Below are 22,089 nucleotides of genomic sequence, written 5' to 3'. Positions count from 1 at the left end.
TTGGACTAAAGAACCAAAGCTATCGGGAGCGAAGCATCAACACAGTGTTTGATCAGTGAGTCTTCAAACTAGAGATTGATACACCAATTACCATAAGCTTGGATGCATCATAAAACCAGGGAATAAGAGAGCAGTAGTGGTTCTGCAATCCGCAGCAATGGGCCCTGGAAAGCAGACTCTGTCTGTCAGTTATTAGGGTGTTTTAGATAGCACTGCAAGCAAGTTTAGAGTTTATCTTGAGCCTGCTTATAATCTTTCATGTCACTAAAGAGAAGCTTTCCAAGGTTGGCTCTCCTCATCACCGGCCAACCAGCCAGGTTCTCTTTATTGCCTCTCAAGCAGCCTGGAAGTCTGCCAATTGTTGATTTTCAACATGCTATTTAGCCATTTAGCAAGCCAACAAGATCAACTGCCAACAACCTCACTGCCAAAGTCAATATGTAGCAGGCGTTTAAATCTTTAATCATTAATTTTTATAGTTTTGTTCCATGGCTTAAATCGTTGCGCAAAGGTCAACGTAAAAAAGTTTGTTCAAGGGAAGTAATGATACCCAATCTAAAGATAAAAAACTTACAGAGACAACGCCTATAAGAGCTTGATAGCTTTTGAAATTTCAGGCTATTCCAGTTGCAAGCAACCCTCTCATTACCCACCTAAATGGTTCTTTTTAATGCATGCATCACTCCTCATGCAGGACACAAATCTGGGTTCCACCCCCTAGCGCTTCTGATTGCCTTTCAGCACCAGATTTTTCCTTGCTTAACAATGACTACAGAAAACCCAACCCCATAAAGTGGAATAGTGCCCACACAAGCTTCTGGAAGCATTGGCTTAGCTTGGGGCATCATTCTCACAGCAAAGAGATGCAAGTAGAGCTCAACAAATCAGTCAGATCTATCGAAGTGGCTCCAGGCTCACAGCTGAGCACAGTTCCGAATAGCTCATGCCTACAACAGTGAGGATTGACAGAAAACAGCTCTAAGTCATTTGGCTGACTCTTTCGACTTCGATTTTCTAGCTGACTTGCTTTCTAACAGTTCGAGTAAAGCTTCCAACTGGGCCATAGCAACTCAAACATCACCAGGCTGAGGGAGCACTGTTTCGTCAAGCACCCCTGCATGCATAACCCGCAAGGCCTTGCGGAGGCCATGAAGCTTGACCTTGACCTCTTCACGTTTCTCACTTGCTGTAGAAATCGAGAAACTCTTTTCCGATAAGGCCTCTGCACTTTGTCGGAAAGTGTGTCGTCTAACACTCATGAGCACAAATACGCAACAGAGTGCATTTGTCCACCAGAACCGAGAACTGGATTGAAAAACGAGCTACTCCATGGGTCGGTCAAAGGGGAAAGAAGCTATTCCCTGGGCTATGACGTTGAAATAGCCATTGACCCCGACAAGCCAATCAAAGAAGAAGTGGCAAGAACCTTCGAAGAGGCGACGCAACTCAAGCCAGTCCTCATCGAAAATCCACTCGTAGCAATCGACGCATCAAGCTGGAGCTGGGTCGTCGAAGATGACGAAGATACTGACGAATTCCTAGTGGTCTTCAAGAAAGTCGCTCAGGAGTGACAAGGCACGCACGAGTTTTGCAAGCTGACCACAACAATCTCAACAAAACCACCATCACAGCGTTCAAACGCAGGGCCAGCCGGTTTCAAAAGCCGGATGGAAACCCTGAGATGCGCTGCTCAAACGAAACAGTACGACAAAACTTACGCGTCCATTGACACGAACGCGATCCCCTCCCCCTCAACTAAAGGGGTTTATCCCGTTGCCTTAGGTATCCCGAAGCCACTTAAGCTAGGCATTTGAACCTATCAAAAGGTTTAGGCTTGGGATATGGCACTCAAGCCGGGGGAGCTAAAGACCAGAGTGGATGTAAGCAAGAGCCGAGAACTGGATCAACAAACAAATTAAGGATGATCGAAAGAAATCAAATAACTCAACTCCCAGAACGATGACTTTGCAATAGCCATTGACCCCGACAAGCCAGTCAAAGCAGAAGTGGTAAGAGCCTTCGAAGATGCGACGCAACTCAAGCCAGTCCTCATCGAAAATCCACGAGTAGCTCTCGACGCATACAGCTGGAACCAGGTCATCGAAGATGACGAAGACAGTGGCGAAGTCCTAGTGGTCTTTAAAAATCCTCTCAGGAATGTCAGCTCATGAGGTTTACTTCTTCGACTTCTTCGCTGACTTGGGTTCAAGTACTTCAAGCAGCTCTTCCAATTTGGCCATCGAGGCACGCACCTCGCTGGGTTCGGGCATCGTGCTTTCCTCCATCACTTTCGAATGGATCTCCCGCAATTCCTTGCGCAGAATTTGGAGCTTGCTTTTGATGTCCTCACGTTTTTCAGCGGCTGTCGCCATTGTTCCTTTTAATACGACTTTACCCCTCAAGATAAAGGTTGATTCTTCCTATCCGCGCCTAAGTCCATGTCGCAATGCTCGACATGCAAAAAACAAGCCCGAAGATCCTATTGGTGGAAAGGTTTTTTGATGCCTCTGACCAACTTCTGCTTCTGTTTGTAGTGGTAATAAATGCCAGCAAAGATGCTGATGATCACGAACTCAGTTCCTTCCAGCTGAGCAGCAACTGATCAGATTTCAACTGGGAGGGGCTCTCGAAAGATCAAAAGTGAACACGCCAGCGAAACTATGGCGAGTATTGCCGCCGCCCAAAATGGTGTTGATGGACCAAAGAATGAAACAAGGTTGGCGTCGGTCATCATCCCGCCGAACAGTGGCCCTACGACATAAGTAGTAGAGACAGCAACGTAGATGTAGCCGAACCATCGACCTCGATCCTCGGGCTTGACAACATCGGCAATGGACGATTGCACAATAACGATGTTCGCTTCAATGATCCCTGTTCTGACATCAAAGATTGTTCCAACTAAAATGGGGTCTCGCCAAGCAGTCTTTCAACGGTATGTCCTTGGGAAGCGTTAAAGCTCTTGTGCCAACAGCCTCTCATGTTGTTTGTACGGGCGCAGTGTTGCTGTCCATCACCGCCTTTCAACAGCAGCCTCCGCAAATCATTATTAACGCCAACTCTTCAGCAGATAAGACCAACTCCTTTTCCGCAACTGAAAGAACCACTTCAAATTCCAGGTCAGCCCAGATTGAAAACCAGCCGCCAGCAGTGATTGCGGTTGCTCCCGTTGCCACCGCTCCTCCTAAACCTGTTCCTGCCGCTGCACCTCCCACTGCTACTTCACCTAGCAAAGTGGCGGCTGCTTTCGGCACCTGCTACTGGAATGGAGCCCCTGAACAGTGCCTAGCTCAATGGAGTGGGCCGACAGTTTCCGTGACTTGGAGCAGCGATGGAAAGGTGACTCGCTACGACTTCAACGCAGGCACAGTTATTGATACTGCCAACGGTAAAACGTACAAGGCGACTCAAGTTGATTTAGCACAAGGCTGTATGTCAACTGCCAACGGCAGAAGCTGCATTTACCGCTAAAGCCCCCAGCTCGTACCACAGTAGATGGATTTCAACGATGGGATCAATCGTCTTGAACTCACCTCAGGGCTCTTGAATATCACCATCGGCAAGCACGGCAAAGATGCTCTGATTTTTCAGGGCAATGGCCTGCTGGCCTAAGTCCACCAAATTTATGGGAAAACTTTCCCATAAAACGCGACATCACCTTGCTTAACAAGAAGTCTGTCGCAGTGATTGACAGCACTTCAGCCCATGAAAAAAGCCAGTGACTTCAAGGGTTTTCCCTGAAGTCCACTGGCCTGACTGAAGTGGGTCGCCTGCGATTCGAACGCAGGACCAGTCGGTTAAAAGCCGAATGCTCTACCGCTGAGCTAGCGACCCGCCCTTTGGGCATGCCATTCAGGCACGCATGAAAATTATCATGCAGCCTATCGAGCAAAAAGGACACCTTGGCAAAGTATCCATGCAGCCACCGCATCAACTGAAGATTAAGGACCTAAAGTGGTTGATGAAAATTCGATCAGCTGCTGAGGCCAAGCATGCTTGGCCTTATGTAAGTCCGTAGAATCGGTTCTCTGCAAAACCCACTAAGCGATCAGCCCTCTCATGATTCTCATCGTTCTCCTCCCTATTTTACTTGCCGCCACCTGGGCCTTTATCAACATCCGCGGTGCTGCTTTAAAGCAACAGGGCTTGGGGCTTGTCAGCAAAAACAAAGGCTAAAAATCCGCAATGGCCATCCCCAAATGGCCACTACCTAAGCTCGAGTTCAGGCCAAATCTCGAATGACCTGAACTCTTGAGTTCCCTTCCTACTGTCCTTGTCATAGGAGCTGGCCTGGCTGGTTCAGAAGCTGCTTGGCAGATAGCACAAGCAGGCGTGCCTGTCAGGCTGATAGAGATGCGGCCGATCAAGCACTCACCAGCTCACTACAGCAGTGAATGTGCAGAGCTGGTCTGCAGTAATAGCTTTGGTGCTCTGAGTAGCGATCGTGCGGCCGGCCTACTCAAGGAAGAGCTGCGCCGGCTGGGCTCAATCGTGATCCGCACAGCCGATAGCCACGCCGTACCTGCTGGTGGTGCACTAGCTGTCAATAGGGCTTCCTTCAGTGCATCCCTTACCAAAGAACTCTCTGCCCATCCACGCATCACGATCGAGCGTCAAGAGCAGGAACACCTTCCAGATGAAGGACAAATCACTGTTCTGGCAACGGGTCCTCTGACCAGTGAATTGCTTGCAGAAAATCTACGCACCTTCACCGGCCGTAGCGAATGCCACTTCTTTGATGCCGCCAGTCCAATTATCGAAGGCGAAAGTATCGATCTCACGCTGGCATTTCGGGCAAGCCGCTACGACAAAGGTGACGCTGACTACATGAATTGCCCGATGGACAAAGGGCAATACCTTGCCTTTCGGGAAGCACTGCTCAATGCTGAGCAAGCCGAACTCAAAGAGTTCGATAAGGAATCTGCCAAGTTTTTCGAGGGCTGCCTACCAATCGAAGAGCTTGCTCGTCGCGGCGAAGACACAATGCGCTACGGCCCACTCAAACCAATCGGACTCTGGGATCCCCGTTGGGGCGATCTCAATGATCGAGACGTGCGTCGCTCCAAGCGGGCTTATGCAGTTGTGCAACTGCGCAAAGAAGATCACGAGGGTCGTCTCTGGAATCTGGTGGGCTTTCAGACCAATCTCAAATGGAGCGAACAAAAGCGAGTTCTAAAAATGATTCCAGGCCTGCACCAGGCTGAATTCGTGCGTTTTGGGGTCATGCACCGCAATACCTTTCTCGAAGCCCCGCAGCTACTTGAACCAACCCTGCAATTCAGCAAACGATCCAACCTCCTCGCTGCTGGACAGATCACCGGCACAGAGGGTTATACCGCTGCAGTAGCTGGAGGCTGGCTTGCTGGAAACAATGCAGCGAGATTGGCAATGGGTCTCAACACCATTACGCTTCCTTCTACAACAATGATCGGTGCCCTTGCACACTTTGTGAGCGACAGCGACTGCTTTAGGGGCCGCAAAGGTGGGTTCCAGCCGATGCCCGCAAATTTCGGCCTTCTGCCAGAACTTGCAGAGCGAATCCACGCTAAACGCGCACGCTACGGTGCCTACCGAGATAGGGCGCTCAAGATGCTTGAGGAAGCCCAGCAAAAATGGGACACGAGAAAGGCCCCTGTCCAGATAGGGAGTTCATAATCGTCTCGAGCAGGGCAAGGATCAAACTGATTCTTTAATCTCTCCAGCAAAGCTGCCGCAAACTTCACAGTCAGAGTTGACGGGTTCAGAGTTGCATACAAGCCCTTAGCGTCAAGCTGTTGAGACCATGCCATGGAACCTATCCGCATCGAAAAAGACGCAACACAGCCTTGGGATGCTGTGGTTATCGGTTCGGGCATCGGCGGCCTGGTCACCGCCAGTCAGCTAGCTGTCAAAGGTGCCAAGGTCCTTGTTCTGGAGAGCTACACAATCCCAGGTGGTAGTAGCGGCTCATTCCAGCGAGAGGGCTACACCTTTGATGTAGGTGCATCAATGATCTTCGGGTTCGGAGAAAAGGGATACACCAACCTGCTCACCCGAGCCTTGGCCGATGTGGGGGAGCACTGTGACACCCTGCCTGACCCCGCCCAACTCGCCTACCACCTTCCTGGAGGATTAGAGCTCGCAGTTGATCGGAAATACGAGCAGTTCATTGCTGATCTCACCGCACGCTTCCCCCACGAAGCGAAGGGGATCCGTCACTTTTACGACATCTGTTGGCAAGTGTTCAACTGCCTGGATGCAATGCCACTGCTATCGATCGAGGATCCCACTTATCTGGCCAAAGTTTTTTTCAAGTCCCCCCTGGCCTGTCTCGGTCTTGCGCGCTGGTTGCCCGTCAACGTGGGTGATGTAGCCAGGCGTCACATCAAAGACCCAGAACTGTTGCGGTTCATCGACATTGAATGCTTCTGCTGGTCAGTGATGCCTGCCGACCGCACACCGATGATCAATGCTGGCATGGTGTTTTCAGATCGCCATGCCGGTGGCATCAACTACCCCAAAGGAGGCGTTGGTGTGATAGCCCAAAAGCTCGTCAAAGGCATGCAACGTCATGGTGGTGAGATCCGCTACAAGGCACGTGTCACACGAGTGGTGCTGAAAGACAATCGTGCTGTTGGTGTACAGCTAGCAAATGGAGAAATCATCCACGCCCGCAGGGTGATATCCAACGCCACTCGCTGGGACACATTCAGCGGCGAGGGGTCCAAACAGGCCCTGGTGGATGCAGAACACACACCCGCAGCGGAGCAGACCTGGCGACGCCGCTATGTGCCATCGCCCTCCTTCCTCTCTCTTCACCTTGGAGTCCGTAACGAGGCCATTCCAGCCAACAGCCACTGCCACCATCTGCTCCTAGAAAGCTGGGATGAAATGGAGAGTGAACAGGGTGTCGCATTCGTCTCTATGCCGACTCTCCTGGATCCATCCCTGGCGCCAGAGGGACATCACATCGTCCACGCCTTCACACCATCCTCAATGCAGGCATGGCAAGACCTAAGCCCTGCGACCTACAACAGCAAAAAGCAAGCTGATGCTGACCGTCTAATCAGGAAACTCGAAAAAATCCTGCCTGGCCTAAGTCAAACCATCGTTCACCGAGAGGTGGGCACTCCTCGTAGCCATCGACGTTTCCTAGGACGATTTCAGGGTAGCTATGGGCCAATCCCCTCAAGTCGTTTACCAGGCCTTCTCACCATGCCCTTTAACCGCACTGGACTCAAAGGGCTTTATTGCGTCGGCGACTCTTGTTTCCCTGGCCAAGGCCTAAATGCAGTTGCTTTTAGTGGCTTTGCCTGCTCCCATCTAATCGGTGCCGATTTAGGGATCAACCCCTGGGCCCTGCCCAATTGAGCCATCTTCTAGAGATCTTCATAGAAGACAGTCGTTGCCAGAACGAACTTGAAGTACAAGACAGCAGCAGAAATTGTTCCGCGGTTTGGCTAGCACATCTCAAATGATGTCATCAGGAAATTAGCGCGAAAGCTCAAACTCAAAAATCTCTACAAGCAAACACTCCCCCATGACAACAGCAACCACCCGATTAGCGGATTACAGGCCATATCCCTTCCAGATTCCTAACATTGAACTGGATGTTGTTGTCGAAGAACAGCACATCGCGATCTCCAGCTCCATGCAGATCGAGCCTGCCTTGACAACCAAAGTTCCTTTAGTCCTTCAGGGGTTAAACCTGGAGTTGGACTCCATTGTTATAAACGGCAGTTCTGTACCAACGGATGCCTACAGCCTATCTAGCAGTGAGTTAGTTCTCCATCAGCCACCAATTCATCCTTTTGAATTGAAGATCATCTGCCGAATTGATCCCTTCAACAACACCTCACTAGAAGGGCTTTATTCCAGCGAGAGCATGCTCACAAGCCAATGTGAGGCAGAAGGCTTCCGTCGCATCTGCTTCCATCCTGATCGTCCGGATGTGCTCAGTCGCTATCGAGTACGAATTGAGGCGGATCGGACGCGCTATCCAGTGTTGCTCTCGAACGGAAATCTTGTGAGCAAAGGGTCTTTAGCTAAAGATCCAATGCGACATGAGGCAATTTGGGACGATCCCTATCCCAAGCCTGCCTATCTCTTTGCTTTGGTTGCAGGGGCACTTCAGGAAGTTCAGGCTCATTTCAAAACCACATCTGGACGCTCAGTTCTATTGCGTTTGCATGTTGAAAACGGAGATGAGACCTACACCTCTCACGCCTTGGATTCTCTGAAAAAAGCTATGGCCTGGGATGAAAAGGTCTATGGGCTGGAGTACGACCTGGATGAATACAACATTGTGGCAGTGCGCCACTTCAACATGGGTGCAATGGAGAATAAGAGCTTAAATATATTCAACTCAAAACTTGTATTGGCTGATTCCGAATGTGCCACCGATGGTGAACTTGAACGAATCGAAAGTGTTGTTGCTCATGAATATTTTCACAACTGGACTGGCAACCGTATCACCTGTAGGGACTGGTTTCAGCTCTCCCTAAAAGAAGGTCTCACTGTTTTTCGGGATCAGAGCTTCACAGCGGATCTGCATTCAAAAGCAGTGAAACGCATCGAGGATGTATCAATGCTGCGAAACACCCAATTTCGCGAAGATTCAGGCCCTACATCTCATCCAGTCAAGCCTAGTGAGTACAAGGCAATTGATAACTTCTACACCACAACTATTTATGAAAAAGGTGCAGAGTTAATCCGCATGCTTCACACCCTGCTTGGGCAGCAACGCTTCATGGCAGGAATGGCGTTATATGTGCAGCGTTTTGATGGCACTGCTGCCACCACAGAAGATTTTATCCACTCCATTGCTGAAGGAGCCTGCGCAAATGGGGAACAACTTGGGTTTGATCTTGATCAATTTCAGCGTTGGTATCACCAAAGCGGAACTCCTCAAGTCTGCGTCAAACGCCACTGGGATTCTCAAGGCGGAACACTCACACTTGAGGTCAGCCAATTCACACCACCAACGCCTGGTCAACCCTCAAAAGCACCTCTAGTCATTCCGATGGCCCTCGCCGTGATCGGCCCAAATGGACGCATCGGCGAAGAGAAACTGGTTGTGTTGGACCAAGACACGCAGAGCGTCTCACTAAGGGATCTACCAAGGCAAGCAAAGCCTCCAGCTCTATCGATATTTCGTCGTTTTTCAGCTCCGATCACGTTGCAGATGGACGTCTCAGTCGACGAATCGTTGCAGCTACTTGCTCTGGATGACGATCCCGTTGCTCGATGGGAAGCAGGCCAGAGATTATGGAGAAAGATCCTTTTAGCAAGGGCTCGCAAGCAAGCTGACAAGCCACTTGAAGAACGTTTAGCTCTAGCGCTAAATCAACTGATCACCAGTGGAGGGGAGAGTGATCCCTCTTTTCTGGCGATGTTATTTGGCATGCCAGGACTCGCTGAACTAGAGGCCGCCCAGGATGTCGCCGATCCATTGATGCTCTATCAGGTCTATCAATCACTCAAGTCATGGTTGGGAGTCAAGCTTTCAGATCCGCTCAAGAATCTGCTTGAACGTAGTCGATTGAATTGGGGGGCTCAATGGCCAGCTGGACAAGGTGAACGCATGCTCACAGGACTGACCTGGAGCTGGTTAGCGGCTGCTGGTGATTGCGAAGTTCGCAAGGAAGCAGTTGAAGCAGTCAACGGACCCTCGATGTCTTTGGCTCGAGCGGCCCTTCGGGCACTACAACCCATTGAATGTACTGAGCGAGACGAAGCTCTCAAAAGCTTTTACGAGCGCTGGCAAGATCGACCAGTGATCCTAGATACCTGGTTCGCTCTGGAGGCATCCACTCCACGGTCAGATGGGCTTGAACGAATCAAACAGTTACTAGATCATCCCCGCTTTGACCCAATGGCACCCAACTCGATAAGGGCTGTCCTTGGTGGGTTCGCTTCAAATCCACCTGTATTTCACGCTATTGATGGAAGTGGTTACAAGTTCATGGCTGAACAGCTCATCGCCATTGATCAACGCAACCCAATCACTGCTTCACGCATGGTGAAAGTGTTCAGTCGTTGGCAAACTTATGCTCCCTCAAGGAAAGAGGCGATGCACCGGGCCATCGATCAACTGGCCAGTGCAGAGCTGTCTGCAAACACCAGAGAAGTGGTCACACTCATGCAGCCAAAACACTAGAAGTAAGCCTAGTTTTTCTTCTCATGCAATTGCTTGAACTGCCTGAGGCGCTGAATTCCACCCTCTATCCCAGCGTGCTGTCCCCAGAGCCCCTCCCAATAAAAATAAATCACTCCATGGCCGCGCTCAGCTGCCATTCGAACCTTTTCAGCCAAAATCGGCATGGGCGTGGTGCGTTTGCCGAATCCTGCTAACACGCCAATATGCACAGGGACACCCAATTGAGGTGCTTTGCGTAAGGCCGGCTGGTCGAGATCCTTCGCAAATCCCTTCAGTGAGTAGGCGTAGTTCTGCACAACCAACTCGTCTATCAATTTGCCTACAGTCCAAAGCTCCCAGTCTTGAAGCCAGTTGTTGTAAGCAAACCTGAAAGGCCCAGGGGCAAGGCTGATGTTGACAGGTAGCTTTTCCTTCTCCAATGCTTGCCTCAGTTCTCTAAGCAAACCGGTCAGTTTCCGCCTTCTCCATTGCATCCAAAAGCGGTCGCTGTAGTCCCGGGGCGGAGAGGAGCCGGTTTCTTGTTGATAAAGAGCCACGGTGTAAGGGTCATAACCAAGCTGCACCGGCCAAGCAAAATGATCATCAAGCTGAACGCCATCCATCTTGCAGCGCTTCATGACCTCAATCACTACGCCAATGAATCGCGCACGAACCTCTGGATGGGCTGGATTAAGCCAAACCCGCTGGTGATTCCCATGCATCTTCACAACTGGGTTGCCATCAGCTCTGGCAAGAACCCAGTCGGGATGAAGCTTAACCACCTCTGCGTCATCAGGCTCCATCAGCCCGTATTCAAACCATGGCACCACCTTCATGCCGCGGGCATGACCTTCTCTACTCAGGGTGCAAATAGGGTCGAGAGCCAAACCTGCTTTCTGAAGGGGCCCTTCTACAGGGGCATAGTTGCTGCGATGGAAGGTGGACCCCCGACTCCAAACATTGAGATAAAGCGCCGTAAAGCCTGCGCGATAGAGATCTTTCACCGCCTTATGCATCAAGTTACGGCTGTAATAAAGAGGGCTCGGACTATTGGTCATCCAAACACCAACAATCGGCAACTGATCACTTAAATGACGCAAGCTTGATTGGGCCACTGATGGGGAAGTTGATGCCTGCGCTGAAATTGCGCATGGTTGAGAAGTCATCAACAACACAACCACTAACACTCTCAAGTAGGGATAGCGCCAGCAAAAGCTGAGTGATGGCATCGTGTTATCAGGGCATGGCATATTTCTTGGCATGACGCGAGATTCAACCAAAAACAGGATTTAAGCAAAGCGTGGAGAAGGGTTGAAGTTTTAGAAAGGTATCTAGTACTGAAAGATGAGCATAAATAGCCTGCTTGCTAGCAAAGAAGCAAAAGAGATGAAAGAACGAAACCAATCGCACTTAATCGTTATTGAGCCCCTACATATCCTTGCTAACACTCAGACCAACGGACAATCCAAAAGGCATTGATCGCAACACGTGTTTTTGTCTGGCCTATGGGCAAAGGTCTACCTGAAGACCACGGTCAAACTTAGTCATGCTTTGCAGTGCTTCTGGTCAGATTTTTCCATGTGCATACGCGCAAGATAAAAAGGTCAACTTTTGGAGTACTCGATGAACTTTTCCATACGTTCCAAAGCCCTTTGGCTGATTCCTTGTTTTGCCCTTGCTGGTTCGGCCTTTGTCGTCCGCGATGCTGACGCCAACAAAGGTGGCCAAAGTTTTGGAGCCAAACTTAGCGAAGCTCAGCAACAGAAGCTTTTTGAGGCCCGCAAAGAATGGGAACTAAGTAGCGCAGACAATCGGATTGCCATCATCAACGCTTCCCAGAACTGTATTGATGCTGCCCAAACACCAGAAGCTTTTCGAAACTGTAAACAAAAAGGACGGCAATCTCATAGAGCCTTAAAAGAGCAACGCCGCAAAAAGATCAATGCCACCCTAAAGAGCATGGGGCTAGAGCCTATGCAATCACACCTTAAACATGGCCATCGCAAAGGCAGAGCAAACAATCAAAGAATTGGACCTAAGCTGAGATCAAATCAAGTTTAAAGCCTCAGAATTGGCTTCTTGTTTACTGCTTTAGATCAGTTATACTTGCATAGCTCCAACTCTCTGAAATCCATGAGAGTTGGAGCCATACAAGCCACTTCCCTTTCCACGAAGACTTTCCGACAGGAAAATACTGAGTCTCTGATCAGACTTCTCTAATCAAAGCAAGCAAGCGATTCATTCAACCTTGCAAGATTAATTGCTCGAACAAAACCAACTATTCATGCATCCATTTAACTAGCATTCCTTCGTGAGTGTACCCAAAAAACTTCACTTCAGCAAGAGTCAGATTACTGGAAAGCCTGCTTAGAGATGTTCAACTGTTCTTGGCCTAAACTTAGCAAATCTCTAACTAAAAAAACATACAGACACGCTTTCTTCATGGCTGTGTTGTTTACTTCCTAGAACTGTGTTCCATCTGCCGTTGTCTTTCAGCAAAACGAATACGGTCCGTATCACTAAATTGATCCACGCAGTGGCGACACTGAACACCAGGTCGATAACTATTCATCGCCTGATCCTCAGGGGTGAGGGGCATTCCACAGGCATGACAAAGACGATGAACACCAGGTGAAAGCTGATGATTCAAAGCCACACGTTGATCAAAAACAAAACACTCTCCTTGCCAGCGACTTTCAGCTTGGGATACCTCCTCAAAATAACGAAGAATGCCACCACGAAGATGATGGACGTTAGTAAAGCCCTTCTCAATCAGATAAGACGTAGCCTTCTCACAGCGAATGCCACCTGTGCAATACATGGCTATTCGTGCTGAAGGTTGTGCTTTAACCATTGAACGCAACTGCTGTTCAACCCAAGCAGGAAAGTCGCGGAAGCAGTTCATTTGGGGGTTTATTGCTCCTTTAAATTCCCCAATCGCAATCTCATAGTCATTTCGCGTATCGATCAAGAGAGTATCTGGATCATCAATTAGATCATTCCATTCATGAGCGTCCACATAAGTCCCCACCGTCTTTGATGGATTCAGCCCGGCAAGACCCATGGTCACAATCTCTGCCTTACGGCGAACCTTGAAGCGACGAAAAGCCTGCTCAGGCGTCCAGCTAATTTTCAGCTCAAACAAACCATCGATCAAATCGCGTTCTAACCTCTCAAGCAAAGCTCTAACACCATCAACCGATCCACATATCGTTCCATTCACCCCTTCCTCTGCTAACAGAACAGTTCCCATCAGTTGATGTTCATCCCCAAGGCTCAGCAGATCCTGCAATAAGCAGGCAATAGTGACCTCAGGCCAAGCAGTAAAGGAATAGAAAGTCGCTACCTGAAATAGATCTGCAGAGGTCTGATCATCTTGCAGATTCATTCGTCACTCTCCTCCCAATTCGCATGAACTCCTGCCTGAGAGAGAAGTTCGCGATCAGTTTTTACATCAGGATTGCTGGTAGTTAGCAAACTATCGCCGTAAAAGATCGAATCAGCTCCCGCTTGGAGACAAAGGATCTGAGCCTCTCGGCCCAGCTGCTCACGCCCTGCGCTTAGACGCACACGACTGCGAGGCATCAGAATTCGAGCCGTCGCAACCATGCGCACCATCTCTAAAGGATCCACCGCAGGGAGGTCCTGCAATGGCGTGCCCTCCACTGCCACCAGACCATTAATAGGAACACTCTCAGGATGAGGGTTGATATTGGCTAGTACACAAAGAAGAGAGGCTCGATCCAGCGTTGATTCCCCCATCCCGATGATGCCCCCACAGCAAAGCGTGATGCCAGCTGAACGAACCTTCTGAAGGGTTTCGATTCGCTCCTGGTATGTGCGCGTTGTGATGATCTGGTCGTAGTACTCAGGACTGGTATCGAGATTGTGGTTGTAGGCAGTCAATCCCGCATCTGCCAACCGAGAAGCCTGCTTTTCAGTCAGCATGCCGGCAGTAACACAGGCCTCTAGTCCCAACTCCCGTACACCACTCACCATCGCAAGCATGGCTTCAAACTGGGCACCATCTCTGATCTCCCGCCAAGCCCATCCCATGCAGAAGCGATCCGCACCAGCATCTTTGGCGGCCCGTGCGCGCTCAAGCACTGTTTGGATCTGAACCACTAGATCGGGCTGCCCTTCAACATCACTACTGTTGTGCATGGACTGGGGGCAATAAGCGCAGTCCTCCTGGCATCCTCCCGTCTTCACGCTGAGCAAAGAAGCCAGCTGAACCCGGTAGCCAGGATTTGCCGTCCGATGCACAAGCTGGGCCTGCCAGAGCAAGTCCATAAGTGGTCGCTCCAATAGTTCCTGCACCTCATCCACTGTCCAGTCATAACGATGAACAACGGGTTCAAAGGTGTGATCCTTGGCAATAAGCACGGTCATGGAACGACTGAAGCCAACGGTCAAGATCCCAGATGATTCGCTGCGATTGGATCCAAACCACCGAAACGACGACAGCGTGACTGGTAATCAAAAAGAGCTTTTGTCAAAGCTACTTCATCAAAATCAGGCCAGCACACATCGGTGACGTGAATTTCTGCATAGGCGAGTTGCCAGAGCAGAAAATTACTGATCCGTCGCTCACCACTAGTGCGGATCAGAAGGTCTGGATCAACCTCACCAGCCGTGAGCAACTCAGCCTCGAAACTGTTCTCATCAATCAAAGTTGGATCAAGGTCCCCTCTTGCAGCGCGTTGTGCAAGTTTCTGTGCCGCCAGAACCAGTTCACGTCGACCACCGTAATTGGTACAAACATTGAAGTGAATGCCAGTGTTCCGAACAGTGAGCTCGGTGGCCTCACTGATCAACTCCTGCAGACCTGATGGGAGACCCTCAAGGTCTCCCAGGAAACGAATCCGTACCTTTTCACGCTCAAGTGACTCCAACTCTCTCTGAAGCACACGCTCAAACAGAGTCATCAAGAAATTCACCTCATCTCCAGGGCGAGACCAATTCTCCGTAGAAAAGGCATAAGCCGTAAGGGCGCCAATGCCCCAGTCACTGCAAAGACGAAGGGTTCTCTTGAGAGCTTCTACGCCAGCGCGATGGCCAACCATCCTAGGCAGGCCCCTGGCCTTGGCCCAGCGTCCATTCCCATCCATAATCACAGCCACATGGTTAGGTAGCCGATAGGGATCAAGCCCCGAGGGACATGCACAGACCTTTGGATGGTCTGAACTGGTGGCCGAACGGCGGCTCACGGGAGTGGTTCCTCACTAGAGCTGCTCACGCTAAGCCTGGATGAAGCTTGTGTAGCAACAGCCGAAGCTTTGACTGGACTAGAGGCACCCTTTGTCGCCGCTGCTCCTGATGAAGAAGCGATCAACTCCTTAAGCAAATCCTGCAGACGACTACTGGTGATGGGCCGTTCAAGCCGGCCCTGATTTGCAAGGGACAATGTTCCAGTCTCTTCGGAAACCACCACACAAATACAGCGGTCAAAACGTTCTGTTATCCCCAAGGCTGCTAAATGTCTCGTGCCATAACGGCTGATGCCCTGCCGCGAGAGAGGCAGAATGACACCAGCAGAAACGATCCGATTCCCCTTCACAAGTACTGCCCCGTCATGGAGGGGCGTATCAGATGCAAAAAGATTCAGCAGCAACTCACTACTTAGCTGGGCATCAATAAGCACACCAGGGTTAAGGAAGTCTTCTGGACGAAGATCACTACCCATATCAACAACAACCAATGCTCCACGGCGGCTCTGAGATAAGCGTCCAGCCGCCTCAGTCAGCTGGGCAACGGTGCTCGCGGTGGCCCGTAGCTCGTTCTGAGGATTGCCAAGGAGAACGGCCAGGCGACCTGTTCCCAGTAATTCCATCAAACGTCTCAGTTCCCCCTGCCAAAGGATCGCTAATGACAAAGAACAAGCCAAAACCAGCGCATCCACCAACTTTGAAGTGAGCGGAAGATTTTCAAAGCGCTGCACAAACCAGGCCAAGGCAACCAAAAAGAGGTAACCCCTCAACAACCAAAGGGTGCGCCGCTCATTGACCCTAGAAAAAAGCAAGACGCCAAGGGCCGAAGCAAACAAAACATCAAGCAGGCGCGGATCTACCACCCCCCACAAGTTCACTCCCACTCCCCATCCTTGCCCCCTAAGCCTAACGCTACAAATCGTTCCGGCATCACGTCATATCGCAGAAGATCTTCTTGCTGCTCCCGCCTCTGCACCAACTCCGAGTGGCCTGAATGAACAAGTACCGCTGCAGGTCGTGGGATGCGGTTGTAGTTAGAACTCATTGAGACGTTGTAAGCCCCTGTCGCAAACACGACCAAGACTTCTCCACTGCTGGCATATGGCAAGGCAAGGTCCTTAAGCAGAACGTCCCCAGATTCACAATGCTTGCCAACCAGAGTGATCGTCTCGTCTGGCGAGGCCAAAGGGCGGTCAGCAAGGCAAGCCGTATAGAGAGATTGATACGTGATTGGGCGGGGGTTGTCACTCATGCCTCCATCGACAGAAAGATAGGTGCGCAGCCCTGGGATGGTCTTGCGTGATCCAACCCGATAAAGGGTGACTCCGGCAGCAGCGACCAGAGAGCGACCCGGCTCACACATCAACCGGGGCAAATCCAGGTTGCGAGAACGACAGGCTTGATTCACTGCCTCGGCAACCACCTTGACCCAGTTGTCAATTGAAGGTGGATCATCAGAGCTGACATATCTGACACCTAGGCCTCCTCCAACGTTGAGATCCATGACTGGATGCCCCAGGCGCCTAGCCAGTTGCAGAGCACCAGCCATCACATCTGCCAGATCCTGATGAGGTTCCAATTCAAAGATCTGCGATCCAATATGAGCGTGGAGTCCCGTTAACCGTGCCCAGCGACAGCCGAGTAACTGATTCAGAACCGATTCAAGCTGATCTGGATCAAAACCAAACTTGCTATCAAGATGGCCGGTGCGGATGTACTCATGGGTATGGCATTCGATGCCCGGAGTGAAACGCAACATCAAGTTTGCAGGATCTGCCCCAACCGGCACCAGTTGTGAGAGGCGATCTAGATCATGCTGATTATCAGCAACGATTGTGACGCCATTGCGATAGGCAAGCAGCAGCTCCTGATCAGATTTGTTGTTGCCATGAAGCACAATGCAATCGCCTGGCACACCTCCCTTCAAAGCGGTAAGCAACTCACCTGCTGAGACCACATCCAGCCCAAAACCTTCTGAAGCCACCAGGCTGCTCATCATCAATGAGCTATTGGCCTTAGAGGCATAGATAGGAAGAGATGGGCCTGGATAGTGACGCTGCAATGCCCCACGGTAAGACTGACAAGCTGCCCTCAAAGTGGCTTCATCAAGCACATAGAGAGGGGTGCCATAGCACTCAGCCAATTCGCTCAGTTGACAGCCTCCTACGATCAAGCGTGATTGCGCATCAAGTTCGGTTGTAATCGGCGCGAGGTTGCAATTGGGGCTAAGGAGATCCCGCCCAGGCTCATAGGGGCTGGATGAAATCATGGCGATGGACGAGGAAATTAGTTAGAGGGATCAATGTAGGGATCAATCCCCCCAAGGAGGGGGTTAGGCATGTTGAAGCACGACATCCCAGCAATGGAAGTCATCCATCTAGGGCCGGAACAGATCAATGGGTGCATGGAGCTGAATCAACTCGCACTCAATGGACTCTGGAGCAAACAGCAATGGATTCAGGAATTGATCGATTCCCGCAGTCTCTGCATGGGAGTGCTCAAGTCTTCAACACTGCTTGCTTTGGCCTGTGGCTGGCTAGTGGTAGACGAACTTCATCTCACCGCAATAGGCGTTCATCCTCAACATCGCAGAAAGGGCCTAGCCCGTCTGCTGCTATCAAAGTTGCTCGAGCAAGGGCAACTAACTGGAGCCATCCACGCCACACTCGAAGTTGCCAGAAACAATTCGGCGGCCAGAGGGCTTTACGAAAGCTGCGGATTCAAGACAGCAGGATGTCGTCATCACTATTACAGCAACGGCCAAGATGCTCTGATTCAGTGGCGAAGCTTAGAGAAGAAGGCTGAGCCAAGACAAAAGATTTGAATAAGTACGGATTACCGTCCGGAAAATACAACGAAGACAAACATCTTAGCTACTTTGTTGTTACTATTGAAACCTCTAACTCCCTTGCAGTAAAGGGACTAGCCCAAATAATCTAACAGCTCACATTCCAACACCAACCCTGATAAGTTAGAGATAGATTCACGTGCCCCGGACCATGTTCGAGCGGTTTACCGAGAAGGCCATCAAGGTGATCATGCTGGCCCAGGAAGAGGCCCGGCGCCTTGGTCATAATTTCGTGGGCACCGAGCAGATTCTTTTGGGATTGATCGGTGAGGGCACAGGTGTGGCAGCGAAGGTTCTCAAGTCAATGAGCGTGAACCTTAAAGACGCCCGCGTTGAAGTTGAAAAGATCATTGGCCGTGGTTCAGGCTTCGTAGCCGTAGAAATCCCCTTCACACCCAGAGCAAAGCGCGTACTGGAACTTTCTCTAGAAGAAGCCCGACAACTTGGCCACAATTACATCGGCACAGAACATTTACTGCTTGGTCTCATCCGAGAAGGTGAGGGTGTAGCAGCCCGAGTACTCGAAAACCTTGGTGTAGACCTAGCAAAGGTGCGCACCCAAGTAATCCGCATGCTCGGAGAAACCGCCGAGGTCACTGCAGGCGGAGGTGGAGGCAAAGGCTCAACGAAGACAGCCACACTTGATGAATTCGGCAGCAACCTGACCCAGCTAGCCAATGAATCCAAGCTTGACCCTGTTGTCGGGCGACAAAATGAAATCGATCGTGTTATTCAGATCCTCGGAAGACGCACAAAGAACAACCCTGTACTGATTGGAGAGCCTGGAGTTGGAAAAACAGCAATTGCTGAAGGCCTCGCTCAACGCATCCAACAGGGAGATATTCCCGACATCCTTGAAGAGAAGAGGGTTCTAACCCTCGACATCGGTCTGCTAGTTGCTGGAACCAAATACCGGGGAGAGTTTGAAGAACGGCTCAAAAAGATCATGGAAGAGATCAAATCAGCAGGCAACGTGATCCTGGTCATCGATGAAGTGCACACACTGATTGGAGCAGGTGCTGCAGAAGGTGCAATCGATGCCGCCAACATTCTCAAACCAGCGCTAGCTAGAGGAGAGCTGCAGTGCATTGGTGCCACCACTCTTGACGAATATCGAAAACACATCGAACGGGATGCTGCCCTAGAACGCCGATTTCAGCCGGTCATGGTTGGCGAGCCATCGATCGCTGAAACCATTGAGATCCTGCAAGGATTAAGGGAGCGCTACGAACAGCATCACCGCCTAAAAATCACAGACGAAGCCCTAGATGCCGCCGCAAACCTAGGCGATCGCTATATCTCTGACCGCTTCCTGCCGGATAAGGCCATCGACTTAATCGATGAAGCTGGCAGCCGTGTGCGTTTGCTTAACTCCAAACTTCCCCCTGCGGCAAAAGAGGTTGACAAAGAATTACGCAAGGTTCAAAAGGAAAAAGAAGATGCCGTTCGTGATCAGGACTTCGCCAAAGCCGGGGAATTACGTGAAAAAGAAGTTGAGCTAAGAGAAAAGATCCGCACTCTGCTTCAAAGCAGTCGCCAAGACAGCGAGGAATCGCCCCCCGCTGAAGCAGAAAATGCTGTTAGTTCCAGCGATGAGACTCCAACACCTCAACCTGAAAAAGACACAACAGCTGCATCAATTCCTCATCTCACCACACCACTGGTGACAGAAGAAGATATTGCCAACATCGTGGCGGCTTGGACCGGAGTACCTGTACAAAAGCTCACCGAAAGCGAATCAGTGAAGCTCCTAAACATGGAGGAAACCCTCCACCAGAGGCTGATTGGCCAAGATGAAGCCGTCAAAGCAGTCTCGAAAGCCATCCGTCGAGCCAGGGTGGGCCTCAAAAACCCCAATCGCCCCATTGCCAGTTTCATCTTTTCAGGCCCTACGGGCGTCGGCAAAACCGAACTCACCAAAGCTCTCGCCACCTACTTCTTTGGTAGCGAAGAAGCCATGATCCGACTAGACATGTCGGAATTCATGGAGCGACATACGGTCAGCAAGCTGATCGGATCACCTCCTGGTTATGTGGGGTTCAACGAAGGGGGACAACTCACCGAAGCTGTTCGTCGCAGACCTTATACCGTTGTGCTCTTCGACGAAATCGAGAAGGCACACCCAGATGTTTTTAACCTGCTGCTTCAATTATTGGAAGATGGTCGACTAACTGACTCCAAAGGAAGAACAGTGGACTTCAAGAACACCTTGATCATTATGACTTCGAATATCGGTTCAAAAGTTATTGAGAAAGGAGGCGGAGGACTTGGCTTCGAATTCTCAGGTGAAAATGCAGAAGAAAGTCAATACAACCGGATCAAATCCCTGGTCAACGAAGAACTAAAACAATACTTCCGTCCTGAATTTCTGAACCGTCTCGATGAAATTATCGTCTTCCGCCAACTCAGCAGAGATGAGGTGAAAGAAATCGCTGAGATCATGCTCAAAGAAGTGTTCTCTCGTATGCAAGACAAAGGGATCACTCTCACTGTTTCAGATGCATTCAAAGAGCGACTAGTGGAAGAGGGATACAACCCCTCTTATGGAGCGAGGCCGCTGCGAAGGGCTGTCATGCGACTCATGGAAGACAGTCTTGCCGAGGAAGTGCTTACTGGCCGCATCAAGGACGGTGATGCTGCGGAGATGGACGTGGATGACAACAAGCAAATCGTTGTACGCCATGTGAGCAAAACTACTGCCACACCGGAACTCGCTGGAGCAGGCGTCTGACACCTCTCCAACATCAATGAACAAAAACAATTTGCCTGAGGAGGTCTCTCACTGCTCTCACTCCATCGCCCCCGCAAAGGTTGTTAGGGGAGAAAGGGCTTGGGAAGAAAGCCATCAACTCATTGCCTCGATTTGCCGCTCACCTTTACTTCTTGGACGCAGCTTCGCCACGGCTGAGTTACGCCAGGGATTACTCAACAACCTCAACAGCCTTGGACTCAACACAGTGTCTGCTGAGCTCAAGCACGATTGTTGCGAGATGGATCTCAAGCGAATCAATGCTCTTGCCTTGTACAACTCCTGCGACGGTGTGATTGCCGCCGGTGGGGGCAAGGTGCTAGATGCCGGGAAGCTTTTGGCCCATCGGCTAGGCATCCCATGCATCACAGTTCCACTTAGCGCAGCCACCTGTGCCGGTTGGACCGCCCTCGCCAATATCTATTCACCAACAGGTGCTTTTCAACGCGATCAAGTTCTGGCTCGATGTCCAGATCTGATGATCTTTGATCATGGTCTCGTGCGTCAGGCTCCTCCCCGGACTCTCGCAAGCGGCATCGCAGATGCAATCGCCAAGTGGTACGAAGCGTCTGTCAGCAGTGGCTCCAGCAACGATGGCTTGATTCAACAAGCTGTGCAGATGGCAAGGGTCTTGCGCGATCAGCTGCTGCTTGATGGGCCTGAAGCGCTGAAAGATCAAAACAGTCTGGCCTGGATCAGGGTTGCCGAAGCCTGCGCACTAACTGCAGGGCTGATCGGAGGGATTGGTGGTTCTCGCTGCCGTACTGCCGCTGCCCACGCGGTACACAACGCACTCACGCAATTAAAAGATTGCCATGAGGTCCTTCATGGAGAAAAGGTGGGTTACGGGATTCTCGTACAGTTGCGTCTTGAGGAGATTATTGGAGGCCATCAACTGGCCGGACAAGCAAGGCGGCAGCTGATTCCATTCCTCAAAGGGCTTGATCTGCCTGTAAATCTTGAGGATCTGGGCCTATCGAATTTGAGTCTTCACGAGCTGCATGAGGTCTGCCAATTTGCCTGTCAAAAAGGCTCTGACCTATACCAACTGCCTTTTCCCGTCAATTCCAGCGCCCTACTCGAAGCACTCCTTGGCGCTAGCGACAATGGCCCGATCCCCGTCGAATCCACAGTCAGCAAGCGAATGGCAGCCTCTTGAACCTCAAAA

At 50.7% G+C, this 22,089-nt stretch carries 20 protein-coding genes and 1 tRNA gene; 11 read left to right on the top strand and 10 right to left on the bottom strand.

What is annotated here, in order from left to right:
• Positions 1-1,070: 1,070 nt before the first annotated feature.
• Entirely contained in the window at positions 1,071-1,259 is a 189-nt protein-coding gene (locus tag SIB74_RS03405; protein ID WP_369818008.1) for a hypothetical protein, read from the bottom strand.
• A 51-nt stretch (positions 1,260-1,310) separates the two neighbouring features.
• On the opposite strand from SIB74_RS03405, the gene SIB74_RS03400 reads away from it, so the two are divergent.
• Positions 1,311-1,571, top strand: coding sequence for a hypothetical protein (locus SIB74_RS03400; protein ID WP_063395416.1), 261 nt, complete (start codon positions 1,311-1,313; stop codon positions 1,569-1,571).
• Positions 1,572-2,174: 603 nt separating this feature from the next.
• On the opposite strand, the gene SIB74_RS03395 is transcribed toward SIB74_RS03400, so the two are convergent.
• A complete protein-coding gene (locus tag SIB74_RS03395) occupies positions 2,175-2,372 on the bottom strand; it encodes a hypothetical protein (RefSeq protein ID WP_063395417.1) in 198 nt (65 codons plus the stop codon).
• Positions 2,373-2,455: 83 nt separating this feature from the next.
• Between SIB74_RS03395 and SIB74_RS03390 the strand changes: the two genes are divergently transcribed.
• Positions 2,456-2,602 carry a hypothetical protein gene (locus SIB74_RS03390; protein WP_413681770.1) on the top strand — a complete coding sequence of 49 codons (147 nt, stop codon included), beginning with the start codon at positions 2,456-2,458 and terminating at the stop codon, positions 2,600-2,602.
• Here SIB74_RS03390 and SIB74_RS03385 read toward each other — a convergent pair whose 3' ends face one another.
• The gene (locus SIB74_RS03385; RefSeq protein ID WP_255359800.1) at positions 2,603-2,848 is read right to left on the bottom strand and encodes an MFS transporter; all 246 of its coding nucleotides are present in this window, start codon (positions 2,846-2,848) and stop codon (positions 2,603-2,605) included.
• A 113-nt stretch (positions 2,849-2,961) separates the two neighbouring features.
• On the opposite strand from SIB74_RS03385, the gene SIB74_RS03380 reads away from it, so the two are divergent.
• Complete coding sequence (locus SIB74_RS03380) at positions 2,962-3,468, top strand: hypothetical protein (protein WP_197463264.1); 507 nt, start codon at positions 2,962-2,964, stop codon at positions 3,466-3,468.
• A 291-nt stretch (positions 3,469-3,759) separates the two neighbouring features.
• On the opposite strand, the gene SIB74_RS03375 is transcribed toward SIB74_RS03380, so the two are convergent.
• Positions 3,760-3,831: transfer RNA gene (locus SIB74_RS03375), tRNA-Lys, on the bottom strand.
• Between the two features lie 225 nt (positions 3,832-4,056).
• Between SIB74_RS03375 and SIB74_RS03370 the strand changes: the two genes are divergently transcribed.
• The 4 genes from SIB74_RS03370 (at position 4,057) to pepN (ending at position 10,135) form a co-directional block, all read left to right on the top strand.
• Entirely contained in the window at positions 4,057-4,173 is a 117-nt protein-coding gene (locus tag SIB74_RS03370) for a photosystem II protein Y (RefSeq protein WP_011130420.1), read from the top strand.
• A gap of 75 nt (positions 4,174-4,248) precedes the next feature.
• The gene (gene trmFO, locus SIB74_RS03365; RefSeq protein ID WP_063395420.1) at positions 4,249-5,652 is read left to right on the top strand and encodes an FADH(2)-oxidizing methylenetetrahydrofolate--tRNA-(uracil(54)-C(5))-methyltransferase TrmFO; all 1,404 of its coding nucleotides are present in this window, start codon (positions 4,249-4,251) and stop codon (positions 5,650-5,652) included.
• Between the two features lie 132 nt (positions 5,653-5,784).
• Positions 5,785-7,347 (top strand): carotenoid isomerase, encoded by a 1,563-nt coding sequence (gene crtH, locus SIB74_RS03360; protein ID WP_063395421.1) that lies wholly within the window; start codon positions 5,785-5,787, stop codon positions 7,345-7,347.
• A gap of 169 nt (positions 7,348-7,516) precedes the next feature.
• Positions 7,517-10,135: an aminopeptidase N gene (gene pepN, locus SIB74_RS03355; protein ID WP_063395422.1), complete on the top strand. Its 2,619-nt coding sequence runs from the start codon at positions 7,517-7,519 to the stop codon at positions 10,133-10,135.
• Between the two features lie 8 nt (positions 10,136-10,143).
• Here pepN and SIB74_RS03350 read toward each other — a convergent pair whose 3' ends face one another.
• Positions 10,144-11,376: a glycoside hydrolase family 10 protein gene (locus tag SIB74_RS03350; RefSeq protein WP_063395445.1), complete on the bottom strand. Its 1,233-nt coding sequence runs from the start codon at positions 11,374-11,376 to the stop codon at positions 10,144-10,146.
• A gap of 361 nt (positions 11,377-11,737) precedes the next feature.
• On the opposite strand from SIB74_RS03350, the gene SIB74_RS03345 reads away from it, so the two are divergent.
• Entirely contained in the window at positions 11,738-12,175 is a 438-nt protein-coding gene (locus tag SIB74_RS03345; RefSeq protein WP_063395423.1) for a hypothetical protein, read from the top strand.
• Positions 12,176-12,569: 394 nt separating this feature from the next.
• On the opposite strand, the gene SIB74_RS03340 is transcribed toward SIB74_RS03345, so the two are convergent.
• Genes SIB74_RS03340 through lysA form a run of 5 tightly spaced genes read right to left on the bottom strand, consistent with a single transcriptional unit; the run spans position 12,570 to position 17,593 of the window.
• A complete protein-coding gene (locus SIB74_RS03340) occupies positions 12,570-13,502 on the bottom strand; it encodes a rhodanese-related sulfurtransferase (RefSeq protein ID WP_063395424.1) in 933 nt (310 codons plus the stop codon).
• Positions 13,499-14,506 (bottom strand): biotin synthase BioB, encoded by a 1,008-nt coding sequence (bioB, locus tag SIB74_RS03335; RefSeq protein WP_063395446.1) that lies wholly within the window; start codon positions 14,504-14,506, stop codon positions 13,499-13,501. Before bioB ends, SIB74_RS03340 begins: the two co-directional genes overlap by 4 nt.
• 20 nt (positions 14,507-14,526) lie before the next feature.
• Positions 14,527-15,324: an isoprenyl transferase gene (locus tag SIB74_RS03330; RefSeq protein ID WP_063395425.1), complete on the bottom strand. Its 798-nt coding sequence runs from the start codon at positions 15,322-15,324 to the stop codon at positions 14,527-14,529.
• The gene (gene cdaA / locus SIB74_RS03325) at positions 15,321-16,202 is read right to left on the bottom strand and encodes a diadenylate cyclase CdaA (RefSeq protein ID WP_063395447.1); all 882 of its coding nucleotides are present in this window, start codon (positions 16,200-16,202) and stop codon (positions 15,321-15,323) included. Before cdaA ends, SIB74_RS03330 begins: the two co-directional genes overlap by 4 nt.
• Positions 16,199-17,593, bottom strand: coding sequence for a diaminopimelate decarboxylase (lysA, locus tag SIB74_RS03320; protein ID WP_063395426.1), 1,395 nt, complete (start codon positions 17,591-17,593; stop codon positions 16,199-16,201). Before lysA ends, cdaA begins: the two co-directional genes overlap by 4 nt.
• 69 nt (positions 17,594-17,662) lie before the next feature.
• Between lysA and SIB74_RS03315 the strand changes: the two genes are divergently transcribed.
• The 3 genes from SIB74_RS03315 (at position 17,663) to SIB74_RS03305 (ending at position 22,080) form a co-directional block, all read left to right on the top strand.
• Positions 17,663-18,148, top strand: coding sequence for a GNAT family N-acetyltransferase (locus SIB74_RS03315; RefSeq protein ID WP_063395427.1), 486 nt, complete (start codon positions 17,663-17,665; stop codon positions 18,146-18,148).
• A 175-nt stretch (positions 18,149-18,323) separates the two neighbouring features.
• A complete protein-coding gene (locus SIB74_RS03310; protein ID WP_063395428.1) occupies positions 18,324-20,903 on the top strand; it encodes an ATP-dependent Clp protease ATP-binding subunit in 2,580 nt (859 codons plus the stop codon).
• Positions 20,904-20,919: 16 nt separating this feature from the next.
• Positions 20,920-22,080 (top strand): iron-containing alcohol dehydrogenase family protein, encoded by a 1,161-nt coding sequence (locus tag SIB74_RS03305; RefSeq protein ID WP_063395429.1) that lies wholly within the window; start codon positions 20,920-20,922, stop codon positions 22,078-22,080.
• Positions 22,081-22,089 lie beyond the last annotated feature (9 nt).

It is taken from the genome of Prochlorococcus sp. MIT 1306, assembly GCF_047304515.1.
Lineage (GTDB): Bacteria > Cyanobacteriota > Cyanobacteriia > PCC-6307 > Cyanobiaceae > Prochlorococcus > Prochlorococcus marinus_D.
The sequence above is the reverse complement of the archived record's forward strand: the minus strand, read 5'-3'. Positions and strand labels throughout refer to the sequence as shown.

Bases quoted from the DNA above. Each gene is read 5' to 3' on its own strand.
- SIB74_RS03405 (WP_369818008.1), bottom strand. From the start codon at position 1,259: ATGAGTGTTAGACGACACACTTTCCGACAAAGTGCAGAGGCCTTATCG.
- SIB74_RS03395 (WP_063395417.1), bottom strand. From the start codon at position 2,372: ATGGCGACAGCCGCTGAAAAACGTGAGGACATCAAAAGCAAGCTCCAA.
- SIB74_RS03390 (WP_413681770.1), top strand. From the start codon at position 2,456: ATGCAAAAAACAAGCCCGAAGATCCTATTGGTGGAAAGGTTTTTTGAT.
- SIB74_RS03370 (WP_011130420.1), top strand. From the start codon at position 4,057: ATGATTCTCATCGTTCTCCTCCCTATTTTACTTGCCGCCACCTGGGCC.
- crtH (WP_063395421.1), top strand. From the start codon at position 5,785: ATGGAACCTATCCGCATCGAAAAAGACGCAACACAGCCTTGGGATGCT.
- pepN (WP_063395422.1), top strand. From the start codon at position 7,517: ATGACAACAGCAACCACCCGATTAGCGGATTACAGGCCATATCCCTTC.
- SIB74_RS03350 (WP_063395445.1), bottom strand. From the start codon at position 11,376: ATGCCAAGAAATATGCCATGCCCTGATAACACGATGCCATCACTCAGC.
- SIB74_RS03345 (WP_063395423.1), top strand. From the start codon at position 11,738: ATGAACTTTTCCATACGTTCCAAAGCCCTTTGGCTGATTCCTTGTTTT.
- SIB74_RS03340 (WP_063395424.1), bottom strand. From the start codon at position 13,502: ATGAATCTGCAAGATGATCAGACCTCTGCAGATCTATTTCAGGTAGCG.
- bioB (WP_063395446.1), bottom strand. From the start codon at position 14,506: ATGACCGTGCTTATTGCCAAGGATCACACCTTTGAACCCGTTGTTCAT.
- lysA (WP_063395426.1), bottom strand. From the start codon at position 17,593: ATGATTTCATCCAGCCCCTATGAGCCTGGGCGGGATCTCCTTAGCCCC.
- SIB74_RS03315 (WP_063395427.1), top strand. From the start codon at position 17,663: ATGTTGAAGCACGACATCCCAGCAATGGAAGTCATCCATCTAGGGCCG.
- SIB74_RS03310 (WP_063395428.1), top strand. From the start codon at position 18,324: ATGTTCGAGCGGTTTACCGAGAAGGCCATCAAGGTGATCATGCTGGCC.
- SIB74_RS03305 (WP_063395429.1), top strand. From the start codon at position 20,920: ATGAACAAAAACAATTTGCCTGAGGAGGTCTCTCACTGCTCTCACTCC.